We start from the raw sequence: 25733 nt of genomic DNA on the forward strand, positions 1-25733 counted from the left end.
CACACACTGCAAAAATGAGTACTGGGGACGTCGTTAAAAGAGCTCTTCTTCTTGAGTTCTTTCAATGGTGGCGCCGAGGCGTTGCAGATTCTCCACAAAGTTGGGATAGCCGCGGTCGATATGGAAGACATCGTGAACCGTAGTGGTCTCATCGGCGCATAGTGCAGAGAGTACGAGGCCGGCGCCGGCACGAATATCGGAGCTCCACACGTGCGTAGAAGAAAGGCGCTCTTTACCGCGGACTACAACATGGTGCCCGTCAACCTGGGCGTCGGCACCCAAGCGCAACATTTCATCAACGAATCGGAAGCGGGATTCAAAGACATTCTCAGTAATGACCGTCGTACCATCCGCGATTGCGGAGATTCCGATGGCCATTGGCTGCAGGTCGGTGGGGAATCCCGGGAAGGGCAGAGTTTGGTAGTCCACTGCCTGCGGGCGCTGGTCCATACGCACCCGAAAACCATTTTCGTAGGTCTCCAGTTCCGCGCCGGCAGACTTGAGCTTTTCCAGCGGCAGGTGGAGGTGGCGCGGGGAAATTCCTCCGACGGTGATATCGCCCTGCGTCATGGCGGCCGCATATGCCCACGTACCTGCCACGATGCGGTCACCAATAACCTCGTGTTGGGTGGGCTGCAGCTTTTCGACGCCACGGATGGTCACCACTGAGCTTCCCTCACCCTCGATATCGGCACCCATGGATTTAAGCATGGTGCACAGATCGACGATTTCCGGCTCGCGGGCCGCATTGTGCAGAACGGTTTCTCCCTCAGCAAGGACCGCGGCGGTCAGGATATTTTCGGTTGCGCCCACCGAAGGGAAATCGAGGCGAATATTCGCTCCTCGCAAATGTGTAGCCTCAGCTACAACTGCCCCGTGCTCGATGCGGGTGGTAGCGCCCAGCTTTTCTAGCCCGGTTTGGTGCATATCTAGGGGGCGGGAGCCAATCGCGTCGCCGCCCGGAAGCGCCACTTTGGCATGGCCGCAGCGGGAAGTAAGCGGCCCAAGCACGCACACCGAGGCGCGGAATTGGCGGACTGCATCAAAATCCGCATTAGATTGTGGCTGTGCAGGGGTAGTAATTCGGACTTCAGAGCCGTCAATTACTACCTCGCAGCCCAACCCCTCAAGGACCTTTTTCATGAGGGGGACGTCCAGAATCTCTGGGCAGTTGGTCAGCGTCGTAGTGCCCTCCGCCAGCAAAGATGCGGCCATGAGCTTCAAGACGCTATTTTTTGCGCCATCTACTTTAACGGTGCCCTCCAGACGGGCACCGCCGGAAACAATAAACTGATCTTTCACAACTGCCCACGCTACCGGTTCTTAAGGCAGCGCGCCGATACGACGGGCAGCATTGACCGCCTCGTAGCGCGTGTGCGCGCCGAGTTTACGCATTACCGAGCGCAGATAGGACTTGACGGTTTCCGCACCGATGCCCATTTCCTCGGCCGCTTCCACATTGGTGTGGCCCAGCGCCACACAGGAGAGAACATCCAGCTCACGCGCAGAGAGTTTGGTGGACTGCTTCACCCGCACCGGCGAGACCATCTGATCGCACAAGGTCTCCAGTTCCTTGCGCAGCTCCTCATCTTCTACACGGTTAGCTAGCATGCGCAACTTGGAGTGCGTGGAGCGCACTTGCTCCCACTCAGCGCCGTTCATAACGTGGCCACGGGAGGCGCCACCCTTGGAACCATCGGCGCGGCGCATAGCGGAATTTACGGCTAGGTCCTGTTCGAGGGTGCGCGCGGTCATCGTCACTTCTTCGATCACCTTATCCCCTAAACGAACCGGGGAGTGAACGCCGACGTAAAGGACACCGCGAATTTCGCGCTGGACCGTAACGGGTACGGCCACAATGGAATGCAAGCCTTCGTCTTGGATCACGCGGTCGTTCTCGTGCGAGATGGTAGTAGCACGCGTGTAATCGGATACACCTACCGCGCGGCGAGTGCTCACCACTCGCCCACCCACGCCAACGCCAGAATCGATGATCAAATTCTGCAGTGCTGGGGTGCGAAGCCCCACCCACTGCGTGATCTGCAGGCGATTATCTGGCAGTAGCGTGGCATACATTGTCACCGGAATACCAGTTGCGGTTTTCAGGGACGACAGGGCCGCGCGTACGGATTCTTCATCATCTTTGAGGCGATGCGACTCCATGAGACTCTTTCCTCGTCGGGGGTAACCAAGTAGGTGCACCCGCCCTCCCCCGGGAATTTGGGGTCCAGCGGGCAACTGAGTGGAAGTATAGACAGCATGTGGGGGTAATTCGAAATCGCCCTTGGCTTATCTGACGCTACAATCCCACATGGGATGCCCGAATAACCGGTCTAGAATTTATATACTGACTGGTCTAGTTATGTGGTGTACGCTTGCGTTGTACACGATTTGAACCCAAATCTGATTCCCAAAGGAGTCCACAAAATGGCTGTCTACAACAACATCATGGAAACCATCGGCGGCACCCCACTGGTCCGCCTCAACCGCCTAACCGAGGGCAAGGGCGCAATCGTGCTTGCCAAGGTGGAGTCTTTTAACCCAGCAAATTCCGTCAAAGACCGTATCGGCAAGGCCATCGTTGAGGCCGCTGAAAAGTCCGGCCAGCTCAAACCTGGTGGCACCATCGTGGAGGCTACCTCCGGCAACACCGGTATTGCCTTGGCCCTGGCCGGCGCTACCTTGGGCTACAAGGTCATCTTGACCATGCCAGAGACCATGTCCAACGAGCGCAAGGTGCTGCTGCGCGCCTACGGCGCAGAAATCGTACTGACCCCGGGTGCGGCAGGCATGCAGGGCGCCGTCGACAAGGCGAATGAAATCGTCGCCGAAAACGAGAACGCCGTTCTTGCGGCCCAGTTCGCCAATGAAGCCAACCCGAAGATTCACGAGGAGACCACCGGCCCGGAGATTTGGGAAGACGCAGAGGGCAAGGTCGACGCCTTCGTTGCCGGCGTAGGCACCGGCGGCACCGTTACCGGTGTAGGACGCTTCCTTAAGTCCAAGAACCCGGACCTGCACCTGGCAGCCGTTGAGCCGGCCGACTCCCCAGTCCTTTCTGAGGGCCACGCTGGCCCGCACAAGATCCAGGGCATTGGCGCTAACTTCGTTCCGGAGGTACTTGACCGCGAGCTTCTCGACGAAGTCTTTACCGCTACCACCGAGGAGTCCATCAAGGCTTCCCGCGACCTGGCTACCCAGGAAGGCCTACTGGTCGGCATTTCCGCTGGTGCTAACGTTTCTGCAGCTCTGAAGCTGGCGGAGCGCCCTGAGTTCGAGGGCAAGACCATCGTAGTTGTCCTGCCGGACTTTGGTGAGCGCTACGTTTCCACCATCCTCTTCGAGGACATCCGCGAGGCTTAAGCCGCCCCGGATGAATAAAAGCACCTGCCAACCATGGCGGGTGCTTTTTCTATGCCAGTACTATGTGTGCATGAGCATTATGAACTACATCCGTGAAGACTTAGCAAATGCAAGAGATCACGATCCGGCTGCACGCGGGGACGTCGAAAATGCGGTGGTATATTCCGGCCTCCACGCTATTTGGTCCCACCGCATTTCGCACTGGATGTGGAAGCGAGGCCTGCGCGGTCCCGCGCGCATCCTAGCGCAGATTAACCGCTTCTTTACTGGTGTGGAGATACACCCCGGCGCCACCATCGGCCGCCGCTTCTTTATTGACCACGGCATGGGCATCGTCATTGGTGAAACGGCCGAGATCGGTGATGGCGTCATGCTTTATCACGGAGTCACCCTCGGCGGTCAGGTGCTTACCCAAACCAAGCGCCACCCCACCATCGAAGACAATGTCGTCATTGGCGCCGGCGCAAAGGTTCTAGGGCCTATTACCATCGGCGAGGGTTCGGCAATTGGTGCCAATGCCGTAGTTACTAAAGACGTCCCCGCCGAGAATATTGCCGTTGGCATCCCCGCTAAGAATCGGCCACGCAACCCGAATGAGCGCATTAAACTGGTCGACCCCGACTACTACATCTAAATTCTCTCCCAGCGGCTCACAGACAACTGTGGGCCGCTTTTTATATACCTTCTGGACGGAGCAGGTCGCGGTATTCGGGATTCTTTTCTATAAAGTGCGCAACCGCAGAGCAGGTGGCAATGACTTGCTTGCCGACGCCCCGGGCGTCGTCAAGCGCTGCCTTAATCAACGGCCCAGACAGTCCCTGGCCGCGGAAAGCGTCCTTGATGACTGTGTGGTTGAACTCGCGAGTATTGCCCGCATCTACATAGTGGCACGAACCCGCTTCGGTGCCATCCACGCTAAGTACGTAACGGGACTTATCGGTCTGGTGTGCAATAGTGTGCTCCATGGGCCCATACTAAAGCAAAAATGGCCCCTCGCTGATAACGAGGAGCCATTATTGTGGCCAGAGCCAGGATCGAACTGGCGACCCCACACTTTTCAGGCGTGTGCTCTACCGACTGAGCTATCTGGCCAGAAACCCGAAGGTTTCGGCGACCTTGACGGGACTTGAACCCGCGACCTCCGCCGTGACAGGGCGGCGCGCTAACCAACTGCGCCACAAGGCCATTTTAAATTATGCGTGCTCTCTGGCACGGATAGTTACTTTACAGAAGACTCCCAACACTCACCAAATCAGCACGTCACAACACTATTTGTGCGCCTGAAGCGGATCTCTTCCACCCAATTTCATCTCAAAACGCTCATAGTCTTCCAATGCAGCAAAGTGCCGCGAGTAGAGGTCACAATCTCGGTCCACATAGCCATAAAGGACCGGAGCAACATCAACAATGTGGCGCAACTTCAGCCCTTCATACTCTTGCTCGTGAGCTCGGTCAACAACCTTGTGCTGCGCTTCCTCCTCTGAATCTGCGTAGACGAGGAAGAAGTCTTCCCGGTAGAAATTCTTTAGCTCCGTATCCTGAGATGCGAGCTCAAAAACGACAATCCCTACGTATGGTTCCACGACGCCAACTCCTCTTATTCTTTAGTTAGCGCCAGCGTAACAAAATAAAAAGCAGCAATCGTAGAAACGATTGCTGCTCAGCTGCGACCTTGACGGGACTTGAACCCGCGACCTCCGCCGTGACAGGGCGGCGCGCTAACCAACTGCGCCACAAGGCCAATCGAATATTAAATTCGTACCAACACTTTCGTGTTGGTACCCCCAACGGGATTCGAACCCGTGCCGCTGCCGTGAAAGGGCAGTGTCCTAGGCCGCTAGACGATGGGGGCCCGTCGCGCTAAGGCGACCTCTAGAAATATACTGGAGACCTCACTAAGTTACAAAATCGCTCCCCCAGAAAGATTCGGAACCATGTCTGACCAGCATCAAACCTGCTCTTGCCACGAACCTCACGTGCACGGATACAACGCAGATTCTAAGAGCAAAGATCGCTACCTCGCCAGACTTAAACGCATCGAAGGTCAAACGCGTGGGATACACCGCATGGTGGAAGAAGACCAGTACTGCATCGACATCATTACCCAGATTTCGGCCGTGAAGTCTGCGCTAGAAAATGTCTCGCTCGCACTCCTAGAAGATCACATTGAGCACTGCGTGGCCGGAGCTGCCGCCGAAGACGGCGAAGTGGCCACGGAGAAGCTGGAAGAGGCTATGCGCGCCATCAAGAAGATGGTGAAAAACTAAAAGGAGCCACCTAAAAGGTGGCTCCTACTGTGGGCCCTGTGGGGATCGAACCCACGACCTGCGGATTAAAAGTCCGTAGCTCTACCAACTGAGCTAAAGGCCCAACGTCGCTACATTTTAGCGTGCGCTCTTTGCAAGTCCTAATTAGGGGGCGTCGGCAAGCGAAAGGCACCCAGCCTGCCACTGAGCGCCTGCCAGTGCGGGGCCGTATTAGCCGCGCATATCGCCCGTCTCCATGAAGCGAACCTGGAAATCAAAGGCGGTCTTCAAGTCGTGCGGGGTGTGCTGGAACTTGTTTTGCTTCGCACGGTTGAAGTAGTCCTCCAGCAGCGGACGGTAGTCCGGGTGCGCCACAGAGATGACCTTCTCCACGCGCTCCTTTGGAGCCAGCCCGCGCAGGTCAGCAACGCCGTATTCAGTAATGATGACCATGGTGTCGTGCTCGGTGTGGTCCGTGTGGGATACGAAAGGAACCAGCGCGGAAATGGCGCCGTCCTTTGCCACGGACGGCGATACAAAGGTGGAGATATAGGCGTTGCGGGTGAAGTCACCAGAGCCGCCAGTGCCGTTCATGATGCGGGAGCCGGAAACGTTGGTGGAGTTAATATTGCCGTAAATATCGGCCTCGATCATGCCGTTGGAAGAAATCAGGCCGACGCGGCGGATGACCTCTGGATGGTTGGAGACCTGCTGTGGGCGCAGAATAATATGCTTGCGGTAGCGCTCTGCGTCCGCATTCATCTTCTCTGCATACTTCGGGGACAGGGCAAACGAGGTGGCGGAAGCCATGGTCATCTTGCCGGCATCGATAAGATCGAGCATGCCATCCTGGATGACCTCAGTATAAGCCTGGATATTTTCAAACTTGGAATCCAAAAGGCCGGCCATCACGGCATTCGGGACGTTGCCCACGCCGGACTGCATGATGAATTTGTCATACTCGAGGCGGCCTGCGGCGACCTCACCCTCGAGGAACTCGATGAAGTTGGCCGCGATCTTCTCGGAGATCTCGTCCGGCTCCTTGAATGGCGCGTTGCGGTCCGGGGCTTCGGTCTTAACCACGGCTACCACCTTGTCCTCTGGGACCTCCATGTAGGTGGTGCCGATGCGATCACCCGGCTTAGTGATAGGGATAGGCTGGCGGTTCGGCAGCTTTTCAATGCGGTAGATATCGTGCATGCCCTCAAGGTTGATGGACTGCCACTCGTTGATCTCAATAATGATCTTATCCGCGGCCTCGATGTATTCGAGGTTATTGCCCACTGCGGAAGAGGGGACAACGTGGCCCTCCTCGGTAATACGCACAGCCTCAATGATGGCTACTTGGAAGTCACCGTAAAAGCCCTCCTCTACCTGCTGGCCAGAGTGGGAGAGGTGAATATCCTGGTAGAGCGCAGTGCCATCATTGAACTGCTTGCGCAAGGTGGGATCGGAGTTATAAGGCGAGCGGAAGCGAATCGCCTCAGCCTCCGCTAGGACGCCATCGCAATCTGGGGCGGTGGAAGCGCCGGAAAATACATCGATCTTAAATTCCTCACCCTTTTCATGCAGAGCCTTAGCCTTCTCTGCAATGGCGGTAGGCAGGCCCTTAGGGTAGCCAGCACCAGTAAAGCCAGAAATACCCACGCGATCACCGTGGTTTACGTGCTGAGCAGCCTCTTCTGCAGAAACGACAAGTTTCTGGAATGGGGCATACGCGATTCTTTCGGACAAGGGTAATCCTCCTTCATTAAGGGGCCAGCCAAAATAACGGCCATTCTAATTAGTTACACAGCCCACATTAGCGAATCTTTGCAAGATTTCCACTACTTTAGTGTGACGCCCACCCCATAAAACGGAAATGGGGAACGCCACCACTGTGGCACCAGTTGCTATTTTGGCCCGTCAACTAGCACAATTGGGGCGTGAATTTGCGCATTGGACACTATGATCTCTCCTCCCCCGTCATCCTCGCCCCGATGGCGGGGGTAACCAACGTTGCCTTCCGCGCGTTGTGCCGCGAGCAGGAATTGGCGCGCACCGGTACCGTCTCCGGCCTTTATGTCTGCGAGATGGTCACCGCGCGCGCATTGGTAGAGCGCAATGAAAAGACGCTGCACATGACCACCTTTGCGCCGCAAGAGGATCCCCGTTCCTTGCAGATCTATACGGTAGATCCGGAATACACCTACAAGGCCGCGAAGATGATCGTGGACGAGAACTTGGCAGACCACATCGATATGAACTTTGGTTGCCCGGTTCCCAAGGTGACCCGGCGTGGCGGTGGTTCCGCACTGCCTTATAAGCGGCGCCTCTTTGGCAATATCGTCTCCGCCGCCGTCAAAGCTACCGAGGGTACCAATATCCCCGTTACCGTGAAGATGCGCGTCGGCATTGACGATGAGCACCATACGCATCTTGATGCCGGCCGCATCGCCGTCGAATCTGGCGCCGCCGCCGTCACCTTGCACGGCCGCACCGCCGCCCAGCGCTACTCCGGCGAGGCACGGTGGGATGAGATTGCCCGCTTAAAGGAACATTTGGCCGACACAGGAGTCCCCGTCTTGGGAAATGGCGATATCTTCCGTGCGGAGGATGCACGCCGCATGATGGAGCAGACCGGTTGCGACGGCGTGCAGGTGGGCCGCGGCTGCCTTGGCCGCCCGTGGCTTTTTGCGGAGCTCGGCGCCGCCCTTCGCGGCGAGTCCATCCCGGCAGAGCCCACCCTCGGTGAGGTCACCCAAGTCATTCTCCGCCACGCGGAGCTACTAGCGGAGCACGATGGCGAGGACAACGCCTCCCGCGATATCCGCAAACACATCGGCTGGTATTTGCGCGGGTTCCCTGTCGGCGGCCAAGTGCGTGCGGGGTTGGCCAAGGTCGATTCCCTCGAGGCATTGCGGGAACTACTGGCCCCCTGGGCGGATTCCGACGCCCTGGCTGCCGACGCCGACGGCGCCCGCGGCCGCCAAGGCTCTCCTTCCAAGGTGGCTTTGCCCGATGGATGGCTCGACGATCCCGAGGACGATTGCGTTCCCGTTGCCGCGGACATTATGAATTCGGGCGGATAACCTGACAGCAACATAAGAGCAGCTAAAGACATACAGGATTCGCGCATTTAACCCCTGCTTAAGTTGCGCAAAAGCGAAAAGTTTTCGCTATTATCTTTGGCATGCGTGCCGCCTATAGGGAACACTTAGATAACTTCTCCCATGACCTCATCGTGATGTGCGATACCGTGCGCACCATCTTGGATAAGGCTTCGCAGGCACTGCTCCAAGGCGTCTTAGATTCCGCAGAAGATGCCCTCACCATGACCGAGGAGCTAGATGAGATCCGTGCTCGGTGCTCTGAGCGCGCCGTGAAGCTCTTGGCGTTGGAAAACCCCATGGCACAGGATCTCCGCCAGGTTGTCTCCTCCATCTATATCGTGGAGGATCTCTACCGCATGGGCAGACTTGCTCAGCACATCGCGGATTCTGCGCGCCGCCGCCACCCTGAATCCGTGGTTCCAGCAAATTACATGGGCTACTTCGAGGAAATGTACCGCCTCACTGAAGAGATGGGCTCCGTGCTCCACGATATTCTCGTCACCCCCGACGCTGATTTATCCGTCAATCTCCGCACCGACGATGACGCAGTGGATGACATTAACTCCCATATCCTGCGTATCTTGACCCAACGCGAATGGGAAGGCACCGTGCGCGAGGCAGTAGAAACCTCGCAGATTACGCGCTACTACGAGCGCTACGCCGATCACTGCGTTTCGGTTGCCGGCCACATCATCTATTTGACCACTGGCCTGCTACCCCACGACTATGCCAAGAAGCTAGAAGAAGACAAAAAGGACGCCGAGTTCGAGGCCCGTATGGCCGAACTCGAGCGCCAGTTCCGTTGCTAAGCAATTAAAAACTAAGAAGGGGGCCGGTTCGCATGAACCGGCCCCCTTCTTCTCGGACAATCTATCTAATCTTTAGCCAAAGCGGCCGGAGATATAATCCTCAGTCTCCTTCTGGGAAGGATTCTCGAAGATCTTGGTGGTGTCATCGAACTCCACCAAGTGGCCCGGCTTGCCGGTTGCTTCGAGGGAGAAGAAGCCGGTCTTGTCGGACACGCGAGCTGCCTGCTGCATGTTGTGGGTCACGATGACGATGGTGAAGTTTTCCTTCAGCTCGTGGATGAGGTCCTCCACGGCAAGGGTGGAAATCGGGTCCAGTGCGGAACAAGGCTCGTCCATGAGCAGCACCTCTGGCTCCACAGCGATGGCGCGGGCGATGCACAGACGCTGCTGCTGACCACCGGAAAGGCCGCCGCCCGGCTTATCTAGGCGGTCCTTGACCTCGTCCCACAGATTGGCGCCGCGCAGGGACTTCTCCGCGACTTCCTTGAGCTTCTTCTTGTTCTTTTCACCGGAGAGCTTCAGGCCTGCCACCACGTTGTCCTCAATGGACATAGTGGGGAACGGGTTAGCCTTTTGGAAGACCATGCCGATGGTGTTGCGCACGGATACTGGGTCCACCTTCGGACCGTAAATATTGGTGCCGTCGAGCAGGATTTCACCCTTCACGGAGGCACCAGGGATTACCTCGTGCATGCGATTGATGGTGCGCAGCACGGTGGACTTACCGCAGCCGGAAGGTCCGATGAATGCGGTCACGGCCTGGGCCGGGATCTGCATGTTCACGTTCTGCACGGCGTGGAAGTCGCCGTAAAAGATGTTCACGTCATTGAGCGCGAGCTTAGACATTTGGGAGTTTCTCCTCTAGCGAGTGTATGGCGGAATCGAGTGATACGGCGGTTACTTCTTAACCGAGAACTTCGCGGAAATGATGCGGGCCGCAATATTGAGAACAGCGATGAGGATAACCAGCGTCAAGGCTGCGCCCCAGAGCTTGTCCAGCACGGCAGGCTGTGCACCGGCCTTGTACATATCCAGCATCATCAGCGGGAGCGAGGACTGCGATCCCTTGAAGGCATCCCAGTTGATGACGGAGGAGGAACCAACCAAGACCAGCACTGGGGAGGACTCACCCATCACGCGGGCAATCGCCAGCATGATGCCGGTAACGATGCCAGACAGTGCGGTAGGCAAGACAATGCGGGCGATGGTCTTCCACTTTGGCACGCCGAGCGCGTAGGAGGCCTCACGCAGGTCCATCGGAACCACGCGCAGCATCTCTTCGGTATTGCGCACCACAATTGGAATCATCAGCAGCACCAAGGACAGTGCCACGGCGAAGCCGGAGCGACCGAATCCGAAGAGGGTGATCCACATGGCGAAGATGAACAGGGCCGCAACGATGGACGGCACACCGGACAGGATGTCCACCATGAAGGTGGTGATGCGGCCGAGCCAACCACCCTTGGAGTACTCCACCAAGTAGATGGCGGTGAAGATACCAATCGGAATGGAGATGATAGAAGCCAGGATGGTCTGGACGAAGGTACCCACGATTGCGTGGGCAGCGCCGCCGCCGGCGGAGCTATTCATGATGCCGCGCTGGGAGGCGGTCCACCACTCAGCGTTAAGGATGACACCGCTGCCGCGGGCGATGAGTTCCCACAGAACCCAAACCAGTGGGACCATGGCCAAAATCATTGCGCCCCAGACCACTACGGTGGCGATGTTATTGGTCATCTTGCGGGAGCCGGAGATGTCTAGGAATGTCGCGCCGCCTTGGGAGGCAGGCTTGGCATTAGTTGTCGTAGTCATTGATCCTCCCCTCCTTACTTCTTCTTCACGATGGCGCGGGCAATTGCGTTGACCACGAAGGTCAGCAAGAACAGCATGAGGCCGGCAGCAATATAGGCACCAGCGCGCATCTCGTTACCGAACTCGGCAGATGCCAAGGCGATGGCCGTGGCGAAGGTAGTGCCGCCGTCGAAAAGCGAGAAGCGGAAGTCAATCAACGGAGAGACAACCATGTACAGCGCCATGGTCTCACCCAATGCACGACCCAAGCCGAGCATGGAACCGGCAATGTAGCCAGACATGCCGAAAGGAAGAACCGTCATGCGGATGACTTCCCAACGAGTAGCGCCCAATGCCAAAGCGGATTCCACTTGGCCTGGAGGGGTCTGGACGAAGACCTCGCGGGCGGTGGCAGCGATGATAGGCAGGATCATAACGGCGAGCACAATGCCACCGGTAAACAGGTTGCGGCCAGTAGCGAAAGACGGCGAGTTATCAAAGACGTGGAATAGGAAGAAGCCACCGGCCCAGGATTCCATCCAAGAGTAGAAGCCGGAAAGGGCTGGACCGAGAACCTGCCAACCCCACAGACCATAAACAATGGATGGGACCGCAGCCAGCATGTCTACGAGGAAGCCCAGCGGCTTTACCAAGCGGGCGGGTGCGTAGTTAGACAGGAAGATAGCGATGGCCAGTGCCACCGGCATGGCCAACAGCAAAGCGAAGACGGAAATGAGAACGGTCGTGCCGAACATCGTCGGGATACCGAACTTCATCGCGGAGGTATCGGTGGTCTCCCATCGTCCGCCATAGGTGAAAAAGCCCATGATGCCGCCGTCGTTTACGCCTAGGGCGGGAACCGCACGCCACAGCAGGAAGGCAGCGATGGCGGCAATCATTACGGTGATAAGTGTTGCCGAAGCAGTGGACAGGAATTCAAAGACACGGTCGCCCGGGCGCTTTACGCCGCTGTTGGCGCTGGAGGTTGCTACCTCATCGTGTCCGCTGTTGGAGACTCGCTCGGCAGAAGTAAGGTTCGCGTCCTTCTGCTCTGGAGCCGTGGTGAGATTATTGTCTGCCATGAGACTGTTAATCCTTTTCAGCGTTAAATATGGAAAATATCGTTACATACCTGCGCCCCCAAAGCGCGAATCGTGTGCGGCAGTGGGGGCGGGGAGGTATTAAGCTTTTACAGCTTTAGCGCTTACTGCAGAGCGTCAACAGCAGCCTTCAGCTTGTCCAGGTGTGCACCCTCAACTGGGATGAAGCCCTGCTCAGCCAGCTGGTCATCCTGGTGATCCAGAACGGTGGTGAAGAAGGACTTAACCAGCTTGGAGGTCTCCTCATCGTAGCCCTTGGAGCAAACGATGTTGTAGGTGGTCAGGATGAGCGGGTATGCACCCTCGTTATCGGAGGAGAACAGTGCCTCGGAGTCAACAACCATGTTGTGCTCGGAATCGGTCTTCTTGAACTCTAGGTTCTCCAGAGCCTTGTTGACGGACTCGGTGGACAGCTCAACCGGGCCGTGGCCAAAGTCAATCTTGGCCTTCTTGACGCCGTCGCCTTCCTTCTGGTCTGCGAAGCCAGCCTCGACGTAGGTGATAGCGCCGTCGATGCTTGCAACCTGGTCAGCAACACCGGAGGAACCGTTAGCACCCTCACCAACAGTGTCCGGGAACTGCTTGCCCTCGGAGTCCCAGTCGCCGGTAGCGGCCTTCAGGAACTTCTGGAAGTTTGCGGAGGTACCGGACTCGTCGGAACGGAAGATGACGGTGATGTCCTTGTCCGGCAGGTCGGTGCCCTCGTTGTCAGCGGCAATGGCCTTGTCATTCCACTTCTTGATCTCGCCCTTGAAGATCTTGCCCAGGGTCTCGGTGGAAAGGTTGATCTCGGTATCGCCCAAGTTGTAGGCGATTGCAACCGGACCGATGGTGGTTGGCAGGTGCCATGCCTCGTTGCCATCGCAACGCTTAGCGGCAGCCTCAACCTCACCCTCATCTTCCTTCAGGGCGGAGTCAGAACCAGCGAAGTCAGCCTGGCCGTTGGTGAAGGCTTCAACGCCGGCGCCGGAGCCGGAAGCGTTGTAGGACAAGGAGGCGTCTGGGTGATCCTCGGAGAACGCGGTCTGGAAGTAGGACATTGCGTTCTGCTGGGAGGATGCGCCGTCACCGACGAGTTCGCCGGAGACGTCCTCGCCGCCAGCGGAATCAGAGGAGGAGCCAGACTCCTCAGAGCAAGCTACGAGAGCGGTGGAGGTTGCGGCTACGATGCCAAAGATTGCGGCAGTGCGCTTGAAGTTGCGAATCACGGGAAAACCCTTTCCGGTGCAGATCAGAGATTGATTGTCCGAGGAAACCGCCTCTCCTAGAGAGATATCTCCTGCATCCCGCTCCGCCTTCTGGGACGGGATGCAGGCGCACAGGTGCGGTTAACTCACAGGGTGTAAAGCTATCGGCAGTATCTGACTAACAGGGTTCTAGGAGGTGAACTCTAAGTGAACAAACGCCGCGAACCCCATGACGTTAGTCACATACGCCCCAGACAACGTGTTCTTCATCAACTTTAAATCCCAAACGCTCATAGGCCTTGAGCGCTGGATCATTATCCGCTTCCACGTAGAGAATTACCTTTTGAGCTCCCTTTTCCACCATGCGACGCAGCCCCACTTGCAGCAACGGGCCGCCCAATTTCTGGCCGCGATAGTGCTCGGCCAAGCCCACCACGTAGACCTCACCGAATCCTGGGGTTTCCTCCGCATGCCACTTGGTCCAGTGGAAGCCGGCTAAAACCGGCTCCCCTGCGGTATCCCATAGGAAGAGCACGTCGGCGGGATCGAACCAGTCCGCTTCCATCCCGCGGTGTAGGCGTTCTACATCCCAGCCGCCTTGCTCGGGGTGCCAGGAAAAGGCCTCATTATTTACCTTGAGCCACTGTTCTTCCACGCGGCTTTTCCCCCATTTATCCACTGCTTCGGTGTAATTGAGAGCAGTGAGAGGCAGCTCCGCGGGCTGGGCCGCGGCCGCGAGCTCTTCTCCCCCAATGCCCATGACCACCAGCTTGCGAGTGATCTGCAGGCCGCGTGACTCTGCTATGGCCTTGGCAGCTGGCAGGTTTCCGTGGGCCCAGGCCTGCAGGTTAGGGGTTTTAGCGGCGGCGTCGTAAAGCAAGGCACCAAAGCCCTGCCTGCGCTGTTCGGGAGCAATGAAAAGCTCCGCTGTGGAGCCTTCCAGGCAAGCCACGCCACACGGCTCTTGTCCTACCCATGCCACAAGGTGGCGATGCTGCAAACGGGAATCCTGCAAGCCATTGAGGAATTGCTCCGAGAGCGGTACCATACCATCGGCACGTTCGGCCTGCTCAGCCAGCGCTTCTACGCGGCGGGCTAGCTCCGGGGTGCTGGGCAGGTTTTCTTCCGTAATCTTAAAGGCATTGCTAGTCATAGGCACCAGAATACGTAGGGTAAGAATGAAGGGGTGAGTGTTCTAAAGATTGACCGGCGCATCGTGCGCGTCCTCCTCGTGGTGTGCGTGCTCATTGCTGCCTGGGTGGCGGATGCCTGCGTGGCTATGCACACAGAACACAAGGTGGCGCAGGCCGTAAAGGCCAATTCGCGGCTAGATAATACGCCGGATGTCTATATCGGCGGCACTCCCTACGTGTGGGCGGCGGCTTCGAAAGAAATCCCCTATCTGGAGGTCAAGGCTCTCGACGTGGAAGTGCCGAAGCTGGGAATGGTCAATGCCTCTACCGTATTGCGCGATATTACGGTCACCCCAGAGCAAGTAATGAACGGGGATATTGAGGGCGCGCCCGTATCTACCTACTCCCGTGGCATTTCCTTGGATGGCGTCGCTTTGGGACGCCTGCTGGGCATTACCGACCTCTCCATTGCCAACCCGGACGATATTTCACCCTCCGGTGGCACCTCCGCAGAAGCGGAGCTAACCGGCACCCTGCCTGGCGACGCCCAGAAGTCCACCGCCAAAGTCACCCTCCGTCTCGTAGGGCCGGAGTTTCGCATGCAGGTCTACGGCACCGATGACGAACGCCTGCAGAAGGCCTTTTCCTTGAACTTCGATACTCGCCAGCTGCCGCTGCCTGCCCAAGCTACCGCGGTAAAGATGCAAGGGGGCACCATTTCCTTCGAGGTGCAGCGCCGCAATATTAAGGTACAGCTGGCCCAGCTCTCCCCGCTGGAGATAGAAGGCTCGGAACAAAAGGCCGTAGAAGAGGCGGAAAAGAAGGCCGCCGATACCAAGCACCGGGTGGGCCCGGCACTGCAAGCTAGCGCAGGCGAATAAAGTCTCGGAGAACTTCCTTCATCGTGCGCTTATGAGCCTCTCTCCGAGCCTGCGGGGCGAATACCTCGATGGCATCTTTCACCGAGGCCAAAGTGACACTATCGAAGCGCCCTTCCGATTCCCCATCGGCCTGAAAACGCTGGGGCTCGCGGCAGACCAGCTCTACCCGCATGGCATCATCGAAGACCACCGTTTTTTCCTTGGTGAGCTTGTTGAGCCAGCCGCGCTTATCTGCGCCGAATAGGTGCAGCAGGCCGACCACGCCGCCGATACCGCTAAACTCTTCTAGTCCAAAGAGGGCTAATCCCGCATCGAAGGAGTTGCGCGGATTTGTCACCACCGGCAGCGGCCCCAGGAAGGTCCACGGGTTGGTATTCGAGGTAAACATCAGCGGCACGTCATCCTTGTGCAGCCGCTCGCCATCGCTGGATTCGGCCGTCACCGCAATATGCGGTGGGTTTTTCCGCGCGCGGCTCCATGCCCGGATGGCAACGTTGAGGTAGCGCAACGGGGTGGCGGCAAAACCTTGCTCGCGGGCACGATCCACGCGCGCCAACACGTCTGCGTCCAAACCGAAGCCTGCATTGACGGCAAACCAGCGATCATTCCATGTACCGAGGTAGATGGTGCGGCGAAGATCCCGGTCGAGCATGCGCGCCAGCACATGGGTGGCCTCCACCGGGGTATTGGGAAAGCCCAAAGCGCGTACGAAGACGTTGGCAGAACCGGTAGGAATCACGGCCAGCGCCGGAATGGAGTGAGGAGCAGGACGCTGCCCATCGGCCGGGCCGAGTAGCCCGTTGACCACTTCATTGACGGTACCGTCACCGCCCACAGCAATGATGACGTCATAGTCATCCCTAGTCATCCTCTTAACCATCTCTTCGGCATGGCCGGGGTAGTGCGTAAATTGCACCTTGATGTGCAGCCCCTCTACCGCTTGGAGGCAGGGGACGATTTGGCGGAATAGGGCGTTAGTTTGTGAGGTCGAGTTGGGATTCGAGATCATCAATGCATGCACGGGGCCTAAGTCTAGTAGTTAAAGCGGCGGGTTCACGACTAGGCTGGACAGCCATGAGCGAAAATAATACTGAAAACACCGCAAACAACATTGAAACCACTGCGGACTCCCATCCAGAAAATGATCCCGGCAAACTCAATGGCAACGATGCCGTGAACCAGGCCGCTGAGCAGTGGAAAGACGCCGCTAGCCGCAATATCCCCGCCCTCAAGCTGGGTGATACCCCCGTACCGGACGATACGGCTAACTTACGACGGGGCCCGTCGCTGCACGACGGGCTGCTGGGCCTGCTTCCCCTCGTTGGCGTCTGGCAGGGCGAGGGCCAGGCACACGATACGAAGGGCCAGGAATACACCTTTGGCCAGCAGCTGGTCATCGCCCACGATGGCGAGAATTACCTGACCTTTAGCTCCCGCACCTGGACGATCGATACCGAGGGTAAGCCGGAAGGTCCATCCGTGCGCGAGACCGGCTTCTGGCGCATCTCAGAGAAGGATGAAATCGAGGTCACCTACACCTCATCTAACGGCATTGTTGAAATCTTCTATGGCGAGCCGTTCAATGATCGCGCTTGGCAGCTAGAATCTGCCTCCACCATGGTGACCGAAACCGGCCCGAAGAACCTGGGCCCAGGCAAGCGCATGTACGGCCTGATGCCCAATAACAACCTGGGCTGGGTAGACGAGCGCATGGTTGATGGCGAAATGCGCCCTTATATGTCCGCGGAGCTCACCCGCATCGCTGGCTAGGACCCTAGCGCAGCATCAATAAGGTCTCGGATGACGCCCACGTTGTCCGGGGCCTTTAATTTTTTGTCATTCAACCGAGTGACACGCGCCGCAACGCGCACGGAGGACACTAGCCACACCGAATCCGCCTTTTCCAAGTACTCCACGGTCAGCGGTTTGGCCTTGCAGCGATAGCCTTTCTCCTTAGCGTGCGCGAAAAGTGCGGCCTGCGTGGTTCCCGGCAAGATGCCACGGCCGGCGGCGGTGCGCAGCTTCTCCCCCTTGACGGCCACCACGGTGGAGGTTGCGCCCTCGAGGATTTCCCCAGTATCCGGGTCCGTAAGAATTAGGTCCTCAAAGCCCTTTTCACGCGCCATGCGCAGCATCGCCATCGTCGCCGCATAGTTCAAAGTCTTAGCGGGCAGCTCCTCTGCTACGTGCCATAGGCGCGGGCTAGTCATCACGGCCACGCCTTGGTCGCGCTGCTCTAGAACTTTATCCTCAATCGGTTGAACCACGACCCAGGCACTGGGCCGACCAGTAGAGGCGCGGCCGCGGGTATAGGTCCATGTGCATTTGGCGTCACCGGTGTCTTCGCCGCAAAAATCAGCAATAGCGAGCCGCGTAGCCTCTTCCCACTTGTCCATGGGCGGCTCCGGCAGATTCATTGTGCGCGCCGAATCGCAGAAGCGTTGCGCGTGCCGCTGCAGGTTGGCGGCCTTCCCTCCCCGCACAAGCAGGGACTCAAAGATGCCATCGCCGCGGGTGACCGCGGCATCATCGGCGTAGACGAGCGGCAGCGTGGGCATATGCCTGCGCACCGAGCCTCCATAGGGTTCCACAACGTAGATGACCGGCTCTTTTCGCGGCGAAAACTTCATACTTTCGATTATGCCCTACCATCGGTAGTTGTGAGTTATTCTTCGCCTCTTCTGCAGCGCGCCGGTGCCGCGGAGCACCAGGACGCGACCGTACTCGATGCCCAGGGCGTGGCCTGGCACTATGGCAATCCTTTAGGCGAGCAACGCGCCGCCGATGGCGGCACCGTAGTCATTGACCGATCCCAACGCCGTGCTATTCGTGTCAGCGGCAAGGACGCCGCCGAGTTCCTTAATAACTTGCTTTCGCAAAAGCTTGATGCGGCCCCAGTGGGCTTTAGTGCCGGCGCCCTCGACCTAGATATCCAAGGCCATATCCTCCACCACATGGATATCACCCGCGCCGAGGACGCGTTCCTCATCGATGTCCCCGCGGCCCAATTCGACTCCCTCTTGAAATTCTTCACCATGATGGTCTTTTGGTCCGAGGTCACCGTGGAAGAAGCCGATATCGCCATCCTCACCCTCCTGGGTGATGCTGATATTGCAATACCACCCATGGTGGAGTTTTCCCGTGAAGTCCAATGGCCCGGAATTAGACGCATTGACCTCGGCATTCCACGCAAATCCTTGGTCAAAGCAACGAAATTGCTCGAGGAATCTGGCGCACAATTGGCAGGCCTTATGGCCTTTACTGCCGAGCGCGTGCGCGCTCGCGAGCCCGAGCTAGCAGCGGACCTGGACAATAAATCGATCCCACACGAGGTGCCGCAGTGGATCAGCCGCAGCGCCGAGAATCCAGCCCACGTTCATCTCAATAAAGGGTGCTATCGCGGGCAGGAGACGGTGGCGCGCGTGGAAAACCTTGGCCGCTCCCCTCGCCTCTTGGTGCAGCTTCACCTCGATGGCTCTGCTCCGCAGCGGCCAAATGTGGGCGATGACATTACTTTTAACGGACGTAAGGTAGGCCGCATAGGAACCATCGTCGATGATTGCGATTACGGGCCCATCGCCTTGGGACTGGTCAAGCGCTCTGCGCTGGACGCCGGCACCCTAGAGGTGGGCGATACCGCAGCGTCGATCGATCCCTCCTCCATCCCCGAGGATGAGGGCCCCAAGGCCGGGCGCGAAGCGGTAAACCGGCTGCGCGGGCGCTAAATCTCCCACTAGAGAGGGGGCGGTGCGGAATTTTTTCGTCACACAGGCTATTGTGTCTTACAGGAAGATACTAAATAGACAAGTCGATGGGGCGCCCAAGAATCCCTGGCGCGCCCTACTAACCCAAGGGGGTCATGCACATGGGACGCGGACGCGCCAAGGCAAAGCAGACCAAAGTTGCACGCCGGCTCAAGTACAACTCACCCGAAATGGATATCGAGTCCCTGCAACGGGAACTCGCCGCACAGCAAGAGGGTGACTCCCACGATTACGAAGAGGATGACCCATACGCCGACTACGTCGACGAATGGGATGATGAAGACCGCGACGAACGCTAATCTTCCGCTCGCCGCCGGATAGCTCAGGGCCCTAGGAATTCCTAGGGCCCTTCCTCGTACCCCCGCTAGAAGTTTGAGTGCTCGCCGTGCATGACCACGCGCGGCTCCTCACCGGAGGCGGAGCGGACGGTGCCCAGCTCCCACGCATCGATGTGGCGGGCGGTAAGCATGGCCAGGGCGCGGTCACGGTCTTCGGGGTTTACCACGGCAATCATGCCAACACCCATGTTGAAGGTCTTTTCCATCTCGGCCAGCTCCACCTTGCCCACAGAGGAAATGAGCTTGAAGATCTGGCCGGGAGTCCACGTCGCGCGGTTGATATCGGCTGCCAAGCCCTCTGGGATGACGCGCTCGAGGTTGCCGGCCAAGCCTCCGCCGGTGACGTGGCAGAAGGTGGAGACAGAACACTCGCTAGCCAGCGCCAAACAGTCCTTGGCGTAAATGCGGGTGGGCTCGAGCAGCTCCTCGCCAAGGGTGCGGCCGAGCTCTTCCACGTGGCCGTCGAGGGGCATGCCGGCTTGCTCGAGGAGTACGTGGCGGGCCAAGGAGTAGCCATTGGAGTGCAGGCCGGACGAGCCCATGGCGATGAGCACGTCACCATCGTGAACTTTGTCCGGACCGAGCACGCCATCGGCCTCGACCACGCCGACCGCCGTCGCGGAGACGTCGTATTCGTTTTCTCCCATCATGCCGGGATGCTCTGCGGTCTCGCCGCCCAGCAGTGCGGCGCCGGCCTGCACGCAGCCTTCGGCGATGCCCTTGACCACCTCGGCCACCTTTTCCGGCACAACCTTGCCCACAGCAATGTAGTCCTGCAGGAAAAGCGGTTCCGCGCCGCAGACAACGAGGTCATCAACGCACATTGCTACCAAGTCGATGCCGATGGTGTCGTGCTTGTCCATGGCCTGGGCCACGGCCAGCTTGGTGCCGACGCCGTCGGAACCGGCGGCCAGGATCGGCTCCTTGTATTCGCCGAGCTTGAATAGCCCGGCAAAGCCGCCGAGACCGCCCAGAACCTCAGGGCGGGTGGCGCGCTTAGCGTGCGGGGCGAAAAGTTCTACGGCGCGGTCGCCCTCTTCGATGCTGACGCCGGCTGCTGCGTAAGTATTGTCACTCATGGTTTCAGGTGTCCTTTGTTATTCGGTGCCGAGCAGGGTGCGCACGGCGTCTGCATTGGGGTTTCCGGCCGGCAGGCCGAGTGGGTACTCGCCCGAGAAGCAGGCGGTACACAGCTCGGAACGGGGCTGTTCGGTGGCGGCCACCATCTCCTCGATGGAGACAAAGCCCAGAGAATCGGCGCCGATAGTGTCACAGATAGTGGCGCAGACCGTTTCCGGATCGTCGGAGGGGCTGGCGTTAGCGATCAGCTCGCCTGGGGAGGCGAAGTCGATGCCGTAGAAGCACGGCCACTTCACTGGCGGGGAGGCGATGCGCACGTGCACCTCGGCGGCGCCGGCCTCGCGCAGCATGCGGATGAGCGCGCGCTGGGTATTGCCGCGGACGATGGAATCATCCACCACGACGAGCTTCTTGCCGTTGATGACCTCGCGCAGCGGGTTGAGCTTCAAGCGGATGCCCAGCTGGCGCAGGGTTTGGGTGGGCTGGATGAAGGTGCGGCCCACATAAGCGTTCTTAACCAAGCCGTGGGCGAAGGTGATGCCGGATTCGCGGGCATAGCCCACGGCGGCCGGGTTGCCGGATTCGGGAACCGGGATGACCAGGTCCGCGCCCTCGGCCGGGTACTCGCGGGCCAAGCGGCGGCCAATGTCCACGCGGGAGGCGTTGACGGAGCGGCCCTTGATATCGCTATCCGGGCGGGCCAAGTAGACGTATTCGAAGACGCAGCCATGGCGCTTGGCCGGCGCGAAGTTCACAGAACGGATGCCGGCCTCATCGATGGCGACGAGCTCGCCGGGCTCGATCTCACGAATGAATTGTGCGCCGCAGATATCCAGCGCACAGGTCTCCGAGGCGACGACCCAGCCCTTGGACAATCGGCCGAGGACCAGCGGGCGAACGCCGTGCGAGTCGCGGGCGGCGTACATGGTGTGCCCATCGGTAAAGGTCAGGCAGAATGCCCCCTTGACGCGCGGCAGCAGCTCCCGGGCGGAATCGAAGACGGAGGTGTCTTCATCCACGCCATCGGCAAGCAGCATAGAAAGGCACATGGAGTCAGAAACGGACTCCTCGTGAGGCTTAATCAAGCCGCGCTGCACGGCCTCTTCGCGCAGCTCCAGATAGTTGACCAGGTTGCCATTGTGGCCAAGGGCAATATCTACCCCGGTAGACGACGTAGAAAACATCGGCTGGACATTGGACCATTCCTTGCCGCCGGCGGTGGAATAGCGCGTGTGGCCCACCGCCACATTGCCTTGCAGGGCAGACAGGGTGGATTCATCAAAGATATTGGCCACTAGGCCCATGTCCTTGAAAACGACGATGCGGTCATCATCGCCCACCGCAATGCCGGCGGCTTCCTGGCCGCGGTGCTGGAGCGCGAAGAGCCCGAAGTAGGTCAGCTTGGAGACTTCCTCCCCGGGAGCCCAAACGCCGTAGACGCCGCATTCTTCGCGGGGCTCCTGCTCATTCTGATCGTCAAGATTGGTGATACTAGGAGTATGTACTTCTACCACGGCGTTTAGTCTAGCCTGTCGCGCCGCCGGAAACTAACGGGATAAGCGGCAGCCACTGCGCGATTTCGCCCGCGCGGGAGCCGGAAGCATCGACGCGACCAGTGTTTACGGACTCCTCCCAGTCCGCCAATCCGGTGGCTAGGCGCAGCCAGGTTTCCGGATCGGTCTCCACCACATTGGGTGGGGTGCCGCGGGTATGGCGGGGTCCCTCAATGCATTGCACCGCAACAAATGGGGGTACGCGCAACTCCACGGAATGGCCCGGCGCGTCGGCTTCGAGGGTGCGGGCGGTGCGCCGGACGGCGTCGGCAAGCAGGGCTCTACCTGGCTTATCGTGCTCTGCCGGGGCGGCAATCCAATCTTTGATGGCCATGACGGCCGCGCGCGTGGCGGCGGGATCGACGGGCTTTTTCATATCTACATCATAACTACTGTTATCTTGTTGTTTATGTCACCTACGCCCTCCGTTGCGGAAAACCAGAAATCGCCGGCGCTGACGCTGCGCTTTATGGCATCGCCAACCGACGTCACCATGGCCGGCGCCCCCGGCATTAGCGGCGGCCGCGTCCTGGAATGGATTGATAAGGCCGCCTATGCCTGCGCCGTGCAGTGGTCCGGCCAGTACTGCGTGACCGCATACGTGGGCCATATTCATTTCACCCGGCCGATTCCCTCTGGGCACATCGTGGAGGTGCGCTCGCGCATCGCCATGACCGGCCGTTCCTCCATGCACATCGTCAACGAGGTACTTTCGGCCGACCCGCGCGAGGGCATTTTCACTCGCGCCTGCGATTGCCTGGTTATTTTCGTGGCTAAGGACCCAGCGACCGGCAAATCCACCCCTGTGCCTTCCTTCGTGCCGGAGACCGATGAGCAACGCCGCGTGGAAGAGGCCGCTAAGTCCCGCATCGAGCTGCGCAAGGCCATCGAGGAAGAGATGGAAAAGCAAACCTACGATGGGCCTTCCGAGGCCCCTCGCATGGTCAACCGCTTCCTAGCCAAGCCCACCGACGTCAACTGGGGAGGCAAGGTACACGGCGGAACGGCCATGCAGTGGATCGATGAAGCCGGCGCGGCCTGCACTATGGAGTGGTCCGCCGAGCGTACCGTGGCCGTCTACGCCGGCGGCATCCGCTTCTACCGCCCGATTTCCATCGGTGACCTCATTGAGGTTGACGCCCGCATGATGCGCACCGATACCCGCTCCATGCAGATGTCCATCCACGTCCGTTCCGGCAACCCCCGCGGCGGCCGGGAACACTTGCAAACCGCCATCCATGCCACCGTGGCCTATATCGCCCTAGATCATGATGGACAACCGCAGGTGGCCCGCCCCTTCAATCCGCATACCGCGGAAGATAAGCGCTTGGCCGAACATGCCACCGTGCTGCGCGAGCTACGCGCTAAGTATTCGCCGAAGCCGCTGGTGGTGGCGCCGTCTAATCAGCACGTCGATTAGCCGCTCTCCCCTCGTTTCGGTGTTAGCAAGTCCATAGTGGCAGCGGACGCCCCGCCTTTCTGCTTTAGATGGACGTATACGCGGCCGACGGCCCCCGCCGACCCCGTCCGCTTCCACTCCCGCACACAGAAACGAGGGATTATGCACACCCCAACGTTGCGCCGCTCGGCCCGCACCGGCCTTGCCCTAGTCGCTTCCGCTTGTCTCTTGGCTTCCTGCCAGAATCCGGATAGCCGCCCAGAGGAGGAGACTTCGGCCGCAGCACCCGAGTCTTCCGCGCCGCACAGCGCCACCAGTTCCGCGCCAGCCGCCACAGAGGAAACCACCGAAACCTCCACAGCGGAAAGCGAGGGCCCACGCGCCACTGCCGAGGGACACGTGGTGGTCCTTTCTACCGGCGGGACTATTGCCAGCACGCACGATAAGACCGGTGCGGTGGTTCCCACCGTTACCGGCTCCAAGCTGGTGGAGCCTCTTTCCGGCGCCTTTGACAAGGATAAGCTCACGCTAGAGGTCAAAGACATTGCCAAGCTAGATTCTTCCGCGATGACCTTGGACGATACCGATACCATCATCAAGGCCGTAGACCAGGAGTTGCGGCGCGATGATGTCGATGGTGTGGTGGTCACCCACGGCACCGATTCCATGGAAGAGACCGCCATCGCCGTCGATACCTTCCAGGACAGCGATAAGCCGGTAGCCCTTACCGGAGCGATGCGCCCCTTTGATGACCCAGATCCGGATGGTCCGGACAATTTGGCACTTGCGGTCAAGACCGTAACCGACCCTTCCAACAAGGGCCGCGGTACCTTCATTGCCTTTGCGGATCACGTTATCCCTGCCCGCGGCGCATTTAAGTCCGATACGGCCAAGGCCGATGGCTTTGCCAATAACAATGGCGAGAAGCAGCCTAAGCGCCCGAAGGCCCTGAAGCATCAGCCGCTGGGCAATACCCGCGTCGATATCATCGCCGCCTACCCCGGCGCGCCGGCCGACCTTATCCAGCGCTCCTTGGACAGCGGCACCGAGGGCATCGTGATTGAGGGAATGGGCGCCGGCAATATCGGCGACGAGCTAGCCCAGGCCGCTAAGGCCGCGGCCAAGAAGGTTCCGGTTGTGCTCACCACCCGCGTGGATCACGGCCCAGTGGAGGGCATCTACGGCGGGGCCGGTGGCGGTGCCACGCTTGCCGACGCCGGCGTTATCTCCTCTGGCACCCTGCGCGCTCCCCAAGCCCGCATGCTGCTAGCCGCCGCGATCACCACCGATACCGATCCCGCGGAGCTCTTCCCCGACGCCGACTAAGCAGCCCCTTGAACTACGACCATCCATACCGCCACCAGGTGCACCACCGCCGCCGCGATGGTCGCGGTGTGGAAGTGCTCGTGGTAGCCGTAGTAGCGTGCGTTGCGCCCCGGCCACTTAAAGCCATAGACCAGCGCGCCTAGCGAGTAGACCACGCCGCCGGCAATGAGCAGCCAGACGACGGCCGCGCCGGCCTGCGTCCACAGCGTGGGCAAAAGCGGCAGCACCAGCCAGCCCAGCGCTAGGTAGACTGCTACATCCAACCAGCGCGGGTGGTTGATCCACACCAAGTTGAGCACCACGCCCAAAATGGCCCCGCCCCAAGCGATGGCCAGCATCCACGCCGCTTGCACCGGCGAAAGCACGATTAAACACAACGGCGTATACGTTGCCGCAATAAACACCGAGATGGTCGCGTGGTCCGCCCGCCGCCACCATTGCACGGCACGCGCGCTCGCCCACGGGTAGCGGTGATAGAGCGCCGAAACTCCAAAGAGCCCCACCAGCCCCACGCCGTAGACAGTTACGCCAAGCCCCTGCCACCACTGCAGCCTCATCCACGCATAGGTAATGAGTACGGTGGAGGCAATCACCGACAGCAATGCTGCAATCGCATGTCCCCAGCCACGGCTTAGCGGCCTGGGCCCGCGGTCGGCCATCCAGTAAGTGCG

At 59.3% G+C, this 25733-nt stretch carries 27 protein-coding genes and 5 tRNA genes; 11 read left to right on the top strand and 21 right to left on the bottom strand.

The genetic code is table 11. From position 1 onward, the window contains the following. Nucleotides 1–33: 33 nt before the first annotated feature. Both murA and ramA read right to left on the bottom strand, forming a co-directional pair. Entirely contained in the window at nt 34–1302 is a 1269-nt protein-coding gene (murA, locus tag L8V01_RS11120) for a UDP-N-acetylglucosamine 1-carboxyvinyltransferase (RefSeq protein WP_269947084.1), read from the bottom strand. Nucleotides 1303–1323: 21 nt separating this feature from the next. Next, entirely contained in the window at nt 1324–2163 is an 840-nt protein-coding gene (ramA, locus tag L8V01_RS11125; protein ID WP_259886687.1) for an acetate metabolism transcriptional regulator RamA, read from the bottom strand. 264 nt (nt 2164–2427) lie between these two features. Between ramA and cysK the strand changes: the two genes are divergently transcribed. Further along, nucleotides 2428–3363, top strand: a complete 936-nt coding sequence (gene cysK / locus L8V01_RS11130) for a cysteine synthase A (protein ID WP_269947085.1) — start codon at nt 2428–2430, stop codon at nt 3361–3363. Nucleotides 3364–3433: 70 nt separating this feature from the next. Further along, on the top strand, nt 3434–3997 hold the full coding sequence (epsC, locus tag L8V01_RS11135; RefSeq protein ID WP_269947086.1) for a serine O-acetyltransferase EpsC: 564 nt from the start codon (nt 3434–3436) through the stop codon (nt 3995–3997). A 40-nt stretch (nt 3998–4037) separates the two neighbouring features. Here epsC and L8V01_RS11140 read toward each other — a convergent pair whose 3' ends face one another. From L8V01_RS11140 to L8V01_RS11165, 6 genes are all read right to left on the bottom strand, one after another. Beyond that, the gene (locus L8V01_RS11140) at nt 4038–4328 is read right to left on the bottom strand and encodes a GNAT family N-acetyltransferase (RefSeq protein WP_269947087.1); all 291 of its coding nucleotides are present in this window, start codon (nt 4326–4328) and stop codon (nt 4038–4040) included. Nucleotides 4329–4382: 54 nt separating this feature from the next. Further along, nucleotides 4383–4455, bottom strand: a tRNA-Phe gene (locus tag L8V01_RS11145). A 19-nt stretch (nt 4456–4474) separates the two neighbouring features. Next, nucleotides 4475–4548: transfer RNA gene (locus tag L8V01_RS11150), tRNA-Asp, on the bottom strand. Between the two features lie 83 nt (nt 4549–4631). Next, nucleotides 4632–4946 carry a DUF4288 domain-containing protein gene (locus tag L8V01_RS11155; RefSeq protein ID WP_269947088.1) on the bottom strand — a complete coding sequence of 105 codons (315 nt, stop codon included), beginning with the start codon at nt 4944–4946 and terminating at the stop codon, nt 4632–4634. Between the two features lie 84 nt (nt 4947–5030). Further along, nucleotides 5031–5104 (bottom strand) — tRNA-Asp (locus L8V01_RS11160). A 35-nt stretch (nt 5105–5139) separates the two neighbouring features. Further along, a tRNA-Glu gene (locus tag L8V01_RS11165) sits at nt 5140–5215 on the bottom strand. Nucleotides 5216–5297: 82 nt separating this feature from the next. Between L8V01_RS11165 and L8V01_RS11170 the strand changes: the two genes are divergently transcribed. Next, nucleotides 5298–5630: a metal-sensitive transcriptional regulator gene (locus tag L8V01_RS11170; protein ID WP_238802146.1), complete on the top strand. Its 333-nt coding sequence runs from the start codon at nt 5298–5300 to the stop codon at nt 5628–5630. A gap of 30 nt (nt 5631–5660) precedes the next feature. Here L8V01_RS11170 and L8V01_RS11175 read toward each other — a convergent pair. Together L8V01_RS11175 and L8V01_RS11180 are read right to left on the bottom strand one after the other, a co-directional pair. Next, nucleotides 5661–5733, bottom strand: a tRNA-Lys gene (locus L8V01_RS11175). Between the two features lie 107 nt (nt 5734–5840). After that, nucleotides 5841–7343, bottom strand: a complete 1503-nt coding sequence (locus L8V01_RS11180) for an acetyl-CoA hydrolase/transferase family protein (protein WP_269947089.1) — start codon at nt 7341–7343, stop codon at nt 5841–5843. A 191-nt stretch (nt 7344–7534) separates the two neighbouring features. Between L8V01_RS11180 and dusB the strand changes: the two genes are divergently transcribed. Continuing rightward, nucleotides 7535–8680 carry a tRNA dihydrouridine synthase DusB gene (gene dusB, locus L8V01_RS11185; protein ID WP_269947090.1) on the top strand — a complete coding sequence of 382 codons (1146 nt, stop codon included), beginning with the start codon at nt 7535–7537 and terminating at the stop codon, nt 8678–8680. Between the two features lie 101 nt (nt 8681–8781). Beyond that, nucleotides 8782–9510 (top strand): phosphate signaling complex protein PhoU, encoded by a 729-nt coding sequence (gene phoU / locus L8V01_RS11190; RefSeq protein ID WP_269947091.1) that lies wholly within the window; start codon nt 8782–8784, stop codon nt 9508–9510. Nucleotides 9511–9582: 72 nt separating this feature from the next. On the opposite strand, the gene pstB is transcribed toward phoU, so the two are convergent. The 5 genes from pstB to mshD all read right to left on the bottom strand — a co-directional run bounded on the left by pstB (nt 9583) and on the right by mshD (nt 14741). Continuing rightward, complete coding sequence (pstB, locus tag L8V01_RS11195; protein ID WP_023019857.1) at nt 9583–10356, bottom strand: phosphate ABC transporter ATP-binding protein PstB; 774 nt, start codon at nt 10354–10356, stop codon at nt 9583–9585. A 51-nt stretch (nt 10357–10407) separates the two neighbouring features. Next, nucleotides 10408–11322 carry a phosphate ABC transporter permease PstA gene (gene pstA / locus L8V01_RS11200; protein ID WP_269947092.1) on the bottom strand — a complete coding sequence of 305 codons (915 nt, stop codon included), beginning with the start codon at nt 11320–11322 and terminating at the stop codon, nt 10408–10410. Between the two features lie 14 nt (nt 11323–11336). After that, a complete protein-coding gene (pstC, locus tag L8V01_RS11205) occupies nt 11337–12383 on the bottom strand; it encodes a phosphate ABC transporter permease subunit PstC (RefSeq protein WP_269947093.1) in 1047 nt (348 codons plus the stop codon). A 122-nt stretch (nt 12384–12505) separates the two neighbouring features. Next, nucleotides 12506–13609, bottom strand: a complete 1104-nt coding sequence (gene pstS / locus L8V01_RS11210) for a phosphate ABC transporter substrate-binding protein PstS (RefSeq protein WP_269947094.1) — start codon at nt 13607–13609, stop codon at nt 12506–12508. Between the two features lie 214 nt (nt 13610–13823). Beyond that, the gene (mshD, locus tag L8V01_RS11215) at nt 13824–14741 is read right to left on the bottom strand and encodes a mycothiol synthase (RefSeq protein ID WP_269947095.1); all 918 of its coding nucleotides are present in this window, start codon (nt 14739–14741) and stop codon (nt 13824–13826) included. 33 nt (nt 14742–14774) lie between these two features. On the opposite strand from mshD, the gene L8V01_RS11220 reads away from it, so the two are divergent. Next, nucleotides 14775–15602: an LmeA family phospholipid-binding protein gene (locus L8V01_RS11220; RefSeq protein WP_269947096.1), complete on the top strand. Its 828-nt coding sequence runs from the start codon at nt 14775–14777 to the stop codon at nt 15600–15602. Here the strand turns inward: L8V01_RS11220 and L8V01_RS11225 are convergent. Further along, the gene (locus tag L8V01_RS11225) at nt 15586–16623 is read right to left on the bottom strand and encodes a diacylglycerol/lipid kinase family protein (RefSeq protein ID WP_269947097.1); all 1038 of its coding nucleotides are present in this window, start codon (nt 16621–16623) and stop codon (nt 15586–15588) included. The two genes, L8V01_RS11220 and L8V01_RS11225, sit on opposite strands and share 17 nt — an antisense overlap. Before the next feature lie 53 nt (nt 16624–16676). Between L8V01_RS11225 and L8V01_RS11230 the strand changes: the two genes are divergently transcribed. Next, a complete protein-coding gene (locus L8V01_RS11230) occupies nt 16677–17372 on the top strand; it encodes a heme-binding beta-barrel domain-containing protein (protein ID WP_269947098.1) in 696 nt (231 codons plus the stop codon). Here the strand turns inward: L8V01_RS11230 and L8V01_RS11235 are convergent. Next, the gene (locus tag L8V01_RS11235) at nt 17369–18232 is read right to left on the bottom strand and encodes an aminodeoxychorismate lyase (protein ID WP_269947099.1); all 864 of its coding nucleotides are present in this window, start codon (nt 18230–18232) and stop codon (nt 17369–17371) included. The genes L8V01_RS11230 and L8V01_RS11235 overlap by 4 nt on opposite strands. 30 nt (nt 18233–18262) lie before the next feature. Here L8V01_RS11235 and ygfZ point away from each other — a divergent pair, with 30 nt between their 5' ends. Together ygfZ and L8V01_RS11245 are read left to right on the top strand one after the other, a co-directional pair. Then, complete coding sequence (gene ygfZ / locus L8V01_RS11240; protein WP_269947100.1) at nt 18263–19327, top strand: CAF17-like 4Fe-4S cluster assembly/insertion protein YgfZ; 1065 nt, start codon at nt 18263–18265, stop codon at nt 19325–19327. Between the two features lie 140 nt (nt 19328–19467). Further along, nucleotides 19468–19665, top strand: coding sequence for a DUF3073 domain-containing protein (locus L8V01_RS11245; protein WP_269947101.1), 198 nt, complete (start codon nt 19468–19470; stop codon nt 19663–19665). A gap of 65 nt (nt 19666–19730) precedes the next feature. On the opposite strand, the gene purM is transcribed toward L8V01_RS11245, so the two are convergent. The 3 genes from purM to L8V01_RS11260 are packed head-to-tail and all read right to left on the bottom strand — an operon-like array spanning nt 19731 to nt 22713. Continuing rightward, a complete protein-coding gene (gene purM, locus L8V01_RS11250) occupies nt 19731–20783 on the bottom strand; it encodes a phosphoribosylformylglycinamidine cyclo-ligase (protein WP_269947102.1) in 1053 nt (350 codons plus the stop codon). Nucleotides 20784–20801: 18 nt separating this feature from the next. Further along, complete coding sequence (purF, locus tag L8V01_RS11255) at nt 20802–22298, bottom strand: amidophosphoribosyltransferase (RefSeq protein ID WP_269947103.1); 1497 nt, start codon at nt 22296–22298, stop codon at nt 20802–20804. A gap of 10 nt (nt 22299–22308) precedes the next feature. Next, on the bottom strand, nt 22309–22713 hold the full coding sequence (locus tag L8V01_RS11260; RefSeq protein ID WP_269947104.1) for a sterol carrier family protein: 405 nt from the start codon (nt 22711–22713) through the stop codon (nt 22309–22311). Between the two features lie 33 nt (nt 22714–22746). On the opposite strand from L8V01_RS11260, the gene L8V01_RS11265 reads away from it, so the two are divergent. Beyond that, complete coding sequence (locus tag L8V01_RS11265) at nt 22747–23757, top strand: acyl-CoA thioesterase (RefSeq protein ID WP_269947105.1); 1011 nt, start codon at nt 22747–22749, stop codon at nt 23755–23757. A gap of 141 nt (nt 23758–23898) precedes the next feature. Continuing rightward, nucleotides 23899–25062, top strand: coding sequence for an asparaginase (locus tag L8V01_RS11270; RefSeq protein WP_269947106.1), 1164 nt, complete (start codon nt 23899–23901; stop codon nt 25060–25062). Here the strand turns inward: L8V01_RS11270 and trhA are convergent. Continuing rightward, nucleotides 25059–25721: a PAQR family membrane homeostasis protein TrhA gene (gene trhA / locus L8V01_RS11275; RefSeq protein ID WP_269947113.1), complete on the bottom strand. Its 663-nt coding sequence runs from the start codon at nt 25719–25721 to the stop codon at nt 25059–25061. The genes L8V01_RS11270 and trhA overlap by 4 nt on opposite strands. Nucleotides 25722–25733 lie beyond the last annotated feature (12 nt).

The sequence above is a fragment of the Corynebacterium curieae genome (assembly GCF_027570035.1).
Taxonomy (GTDB): domain Bacteria; phylum Actinomycetota; class Actinomycetes; order Mycobacteriales; family Mycobacteriaceae; genus Corynebacterium; species Corynebacterium curieae.

Excerpts from the sequence above, each read along its gene's own strand:
- L8V01_RS11265 (WP_269947105.1), top strand. The coding sequence starts at position 22,747 with ATGTCACCTACGCCCTCCGTTGCGGAAAACCAGAAATCGCCGGCGCTG.
- ramA (WP_259886687.1), bottom strand. The coding sequence starts at position 2,163 with ATGGAGTCGCATCGCCTCAAAGATGATGAAGAATCCGTACGCGCGGCC.
- pstC (WP_269947093.1), bottom strand. The coding sequence starts at position 12,383 with ATGGCAGACAATAATCTCACCACGGCTCCAGAGCAGAAGGACGCGAAC.
- trhA (WP_269947113.1), bottom strand. The coding sequence starts at position 25,721 with ATGGCCGACCGCGGGCCCAGGCCGCTAAGCCGTGGCTGGGGACATGCG.
- L8V01_RS11245 (WP_269947101.1), top strand. The coding sequence starts at position 19,468 with ATGGGACGCGGACGCGCCAAGGCAAAGCAGACCAAAGTTGCACGCCGG.
- purM (WP_269947102.1), bottom strand. The coding sequence starts at position 20,783 with ATGAGTGACAATACTTACGCAGCAGCCGGCGTCAGCATCGAAGAGGGC.
- L8V01_RS11170 (WP_238802146.1), top strand. The coding sequence starts at position 5,298 with ATGTCTGACCAGCATCAAACCTGCTCTTGCCACGAACCTCACGTGCAC.
- L8V01_RS11140 (WP_269947087.1), bottom strand. The coding sequence starts at position 4,328 with ATGGAGCACACTATTGCACACCAGACCGATAAGTCCCGTTACGTACTT.
- L8V01_RS11235 (WP_269947099.1), bottom strand. The coding sequence starts at position 18,232 with ATGAAGTTTTCGCCGCGAAAAGAGCCGGTCATCTACGTTGTGGAACCC.
- L8V01_RS11260 (WP_269947104.1), bottom strand. The coding sequence starts at position 22,713 with ATGAAAAAGCCCGTCGATCCCGCCGCCACGCGCGCGGCCGTCATGGCC.
- pstB (WP_023019857.1), bottom strand. The coding sequence starts at position 10,356 with ATGTCTAAGCTCGCGCTCAATGACGTGAACATCTTTTACGGCGACTTC.
- phoU (WP_269947091.1), top strand. The coding sequence starts at position 8,782 with ATGCGTGCCGCCTATAGGGAACACTTAGATAACTTCTCCCATGACCTC.
- L8V01_RS11230 (WP_269947098.1), top strand. The coding sequence starts at position 16,677 with ATGAGCGAAAATAATACTGAAAACACCGCAAACAACATTGAAACCACT.
- L8V01_RS11270 (WP_269947106.1), top strand. The coding sequence starts at position 23,899 with ATGCACACCCCAACGTTGCGCCGCTCGGCCCGCACCGGCCTTGCCCTA.
- pstA (WP_269947092.1), bottom strand. The coding sequence starts at position 11,322 with ATGACTACGACAACTAATGCCAAGCCTGCCTCCCAAGGCGGCGCGACA.
- cysK (WP_269947085.1), top strand. The coding sequence starts at position 2,428 with ATGGCTGTCTACAACAACATCATGGAAACCATCGGCGGCACCCCACTG.
- mshD (WP_269947095.1), bottom strand. The coding sequence starts at position 14,741 with ATGACTAGCAATGCCTTTAAGATTACGGAAGAAAACCTGCCCAGCACC.
- epsC (WP_269947086.1), top strand. The coding sequence starts at position 3,434 with ATGAGCATTATGAACTACATCCGTGAAGACTTAGCAAATGCAAGAGAT.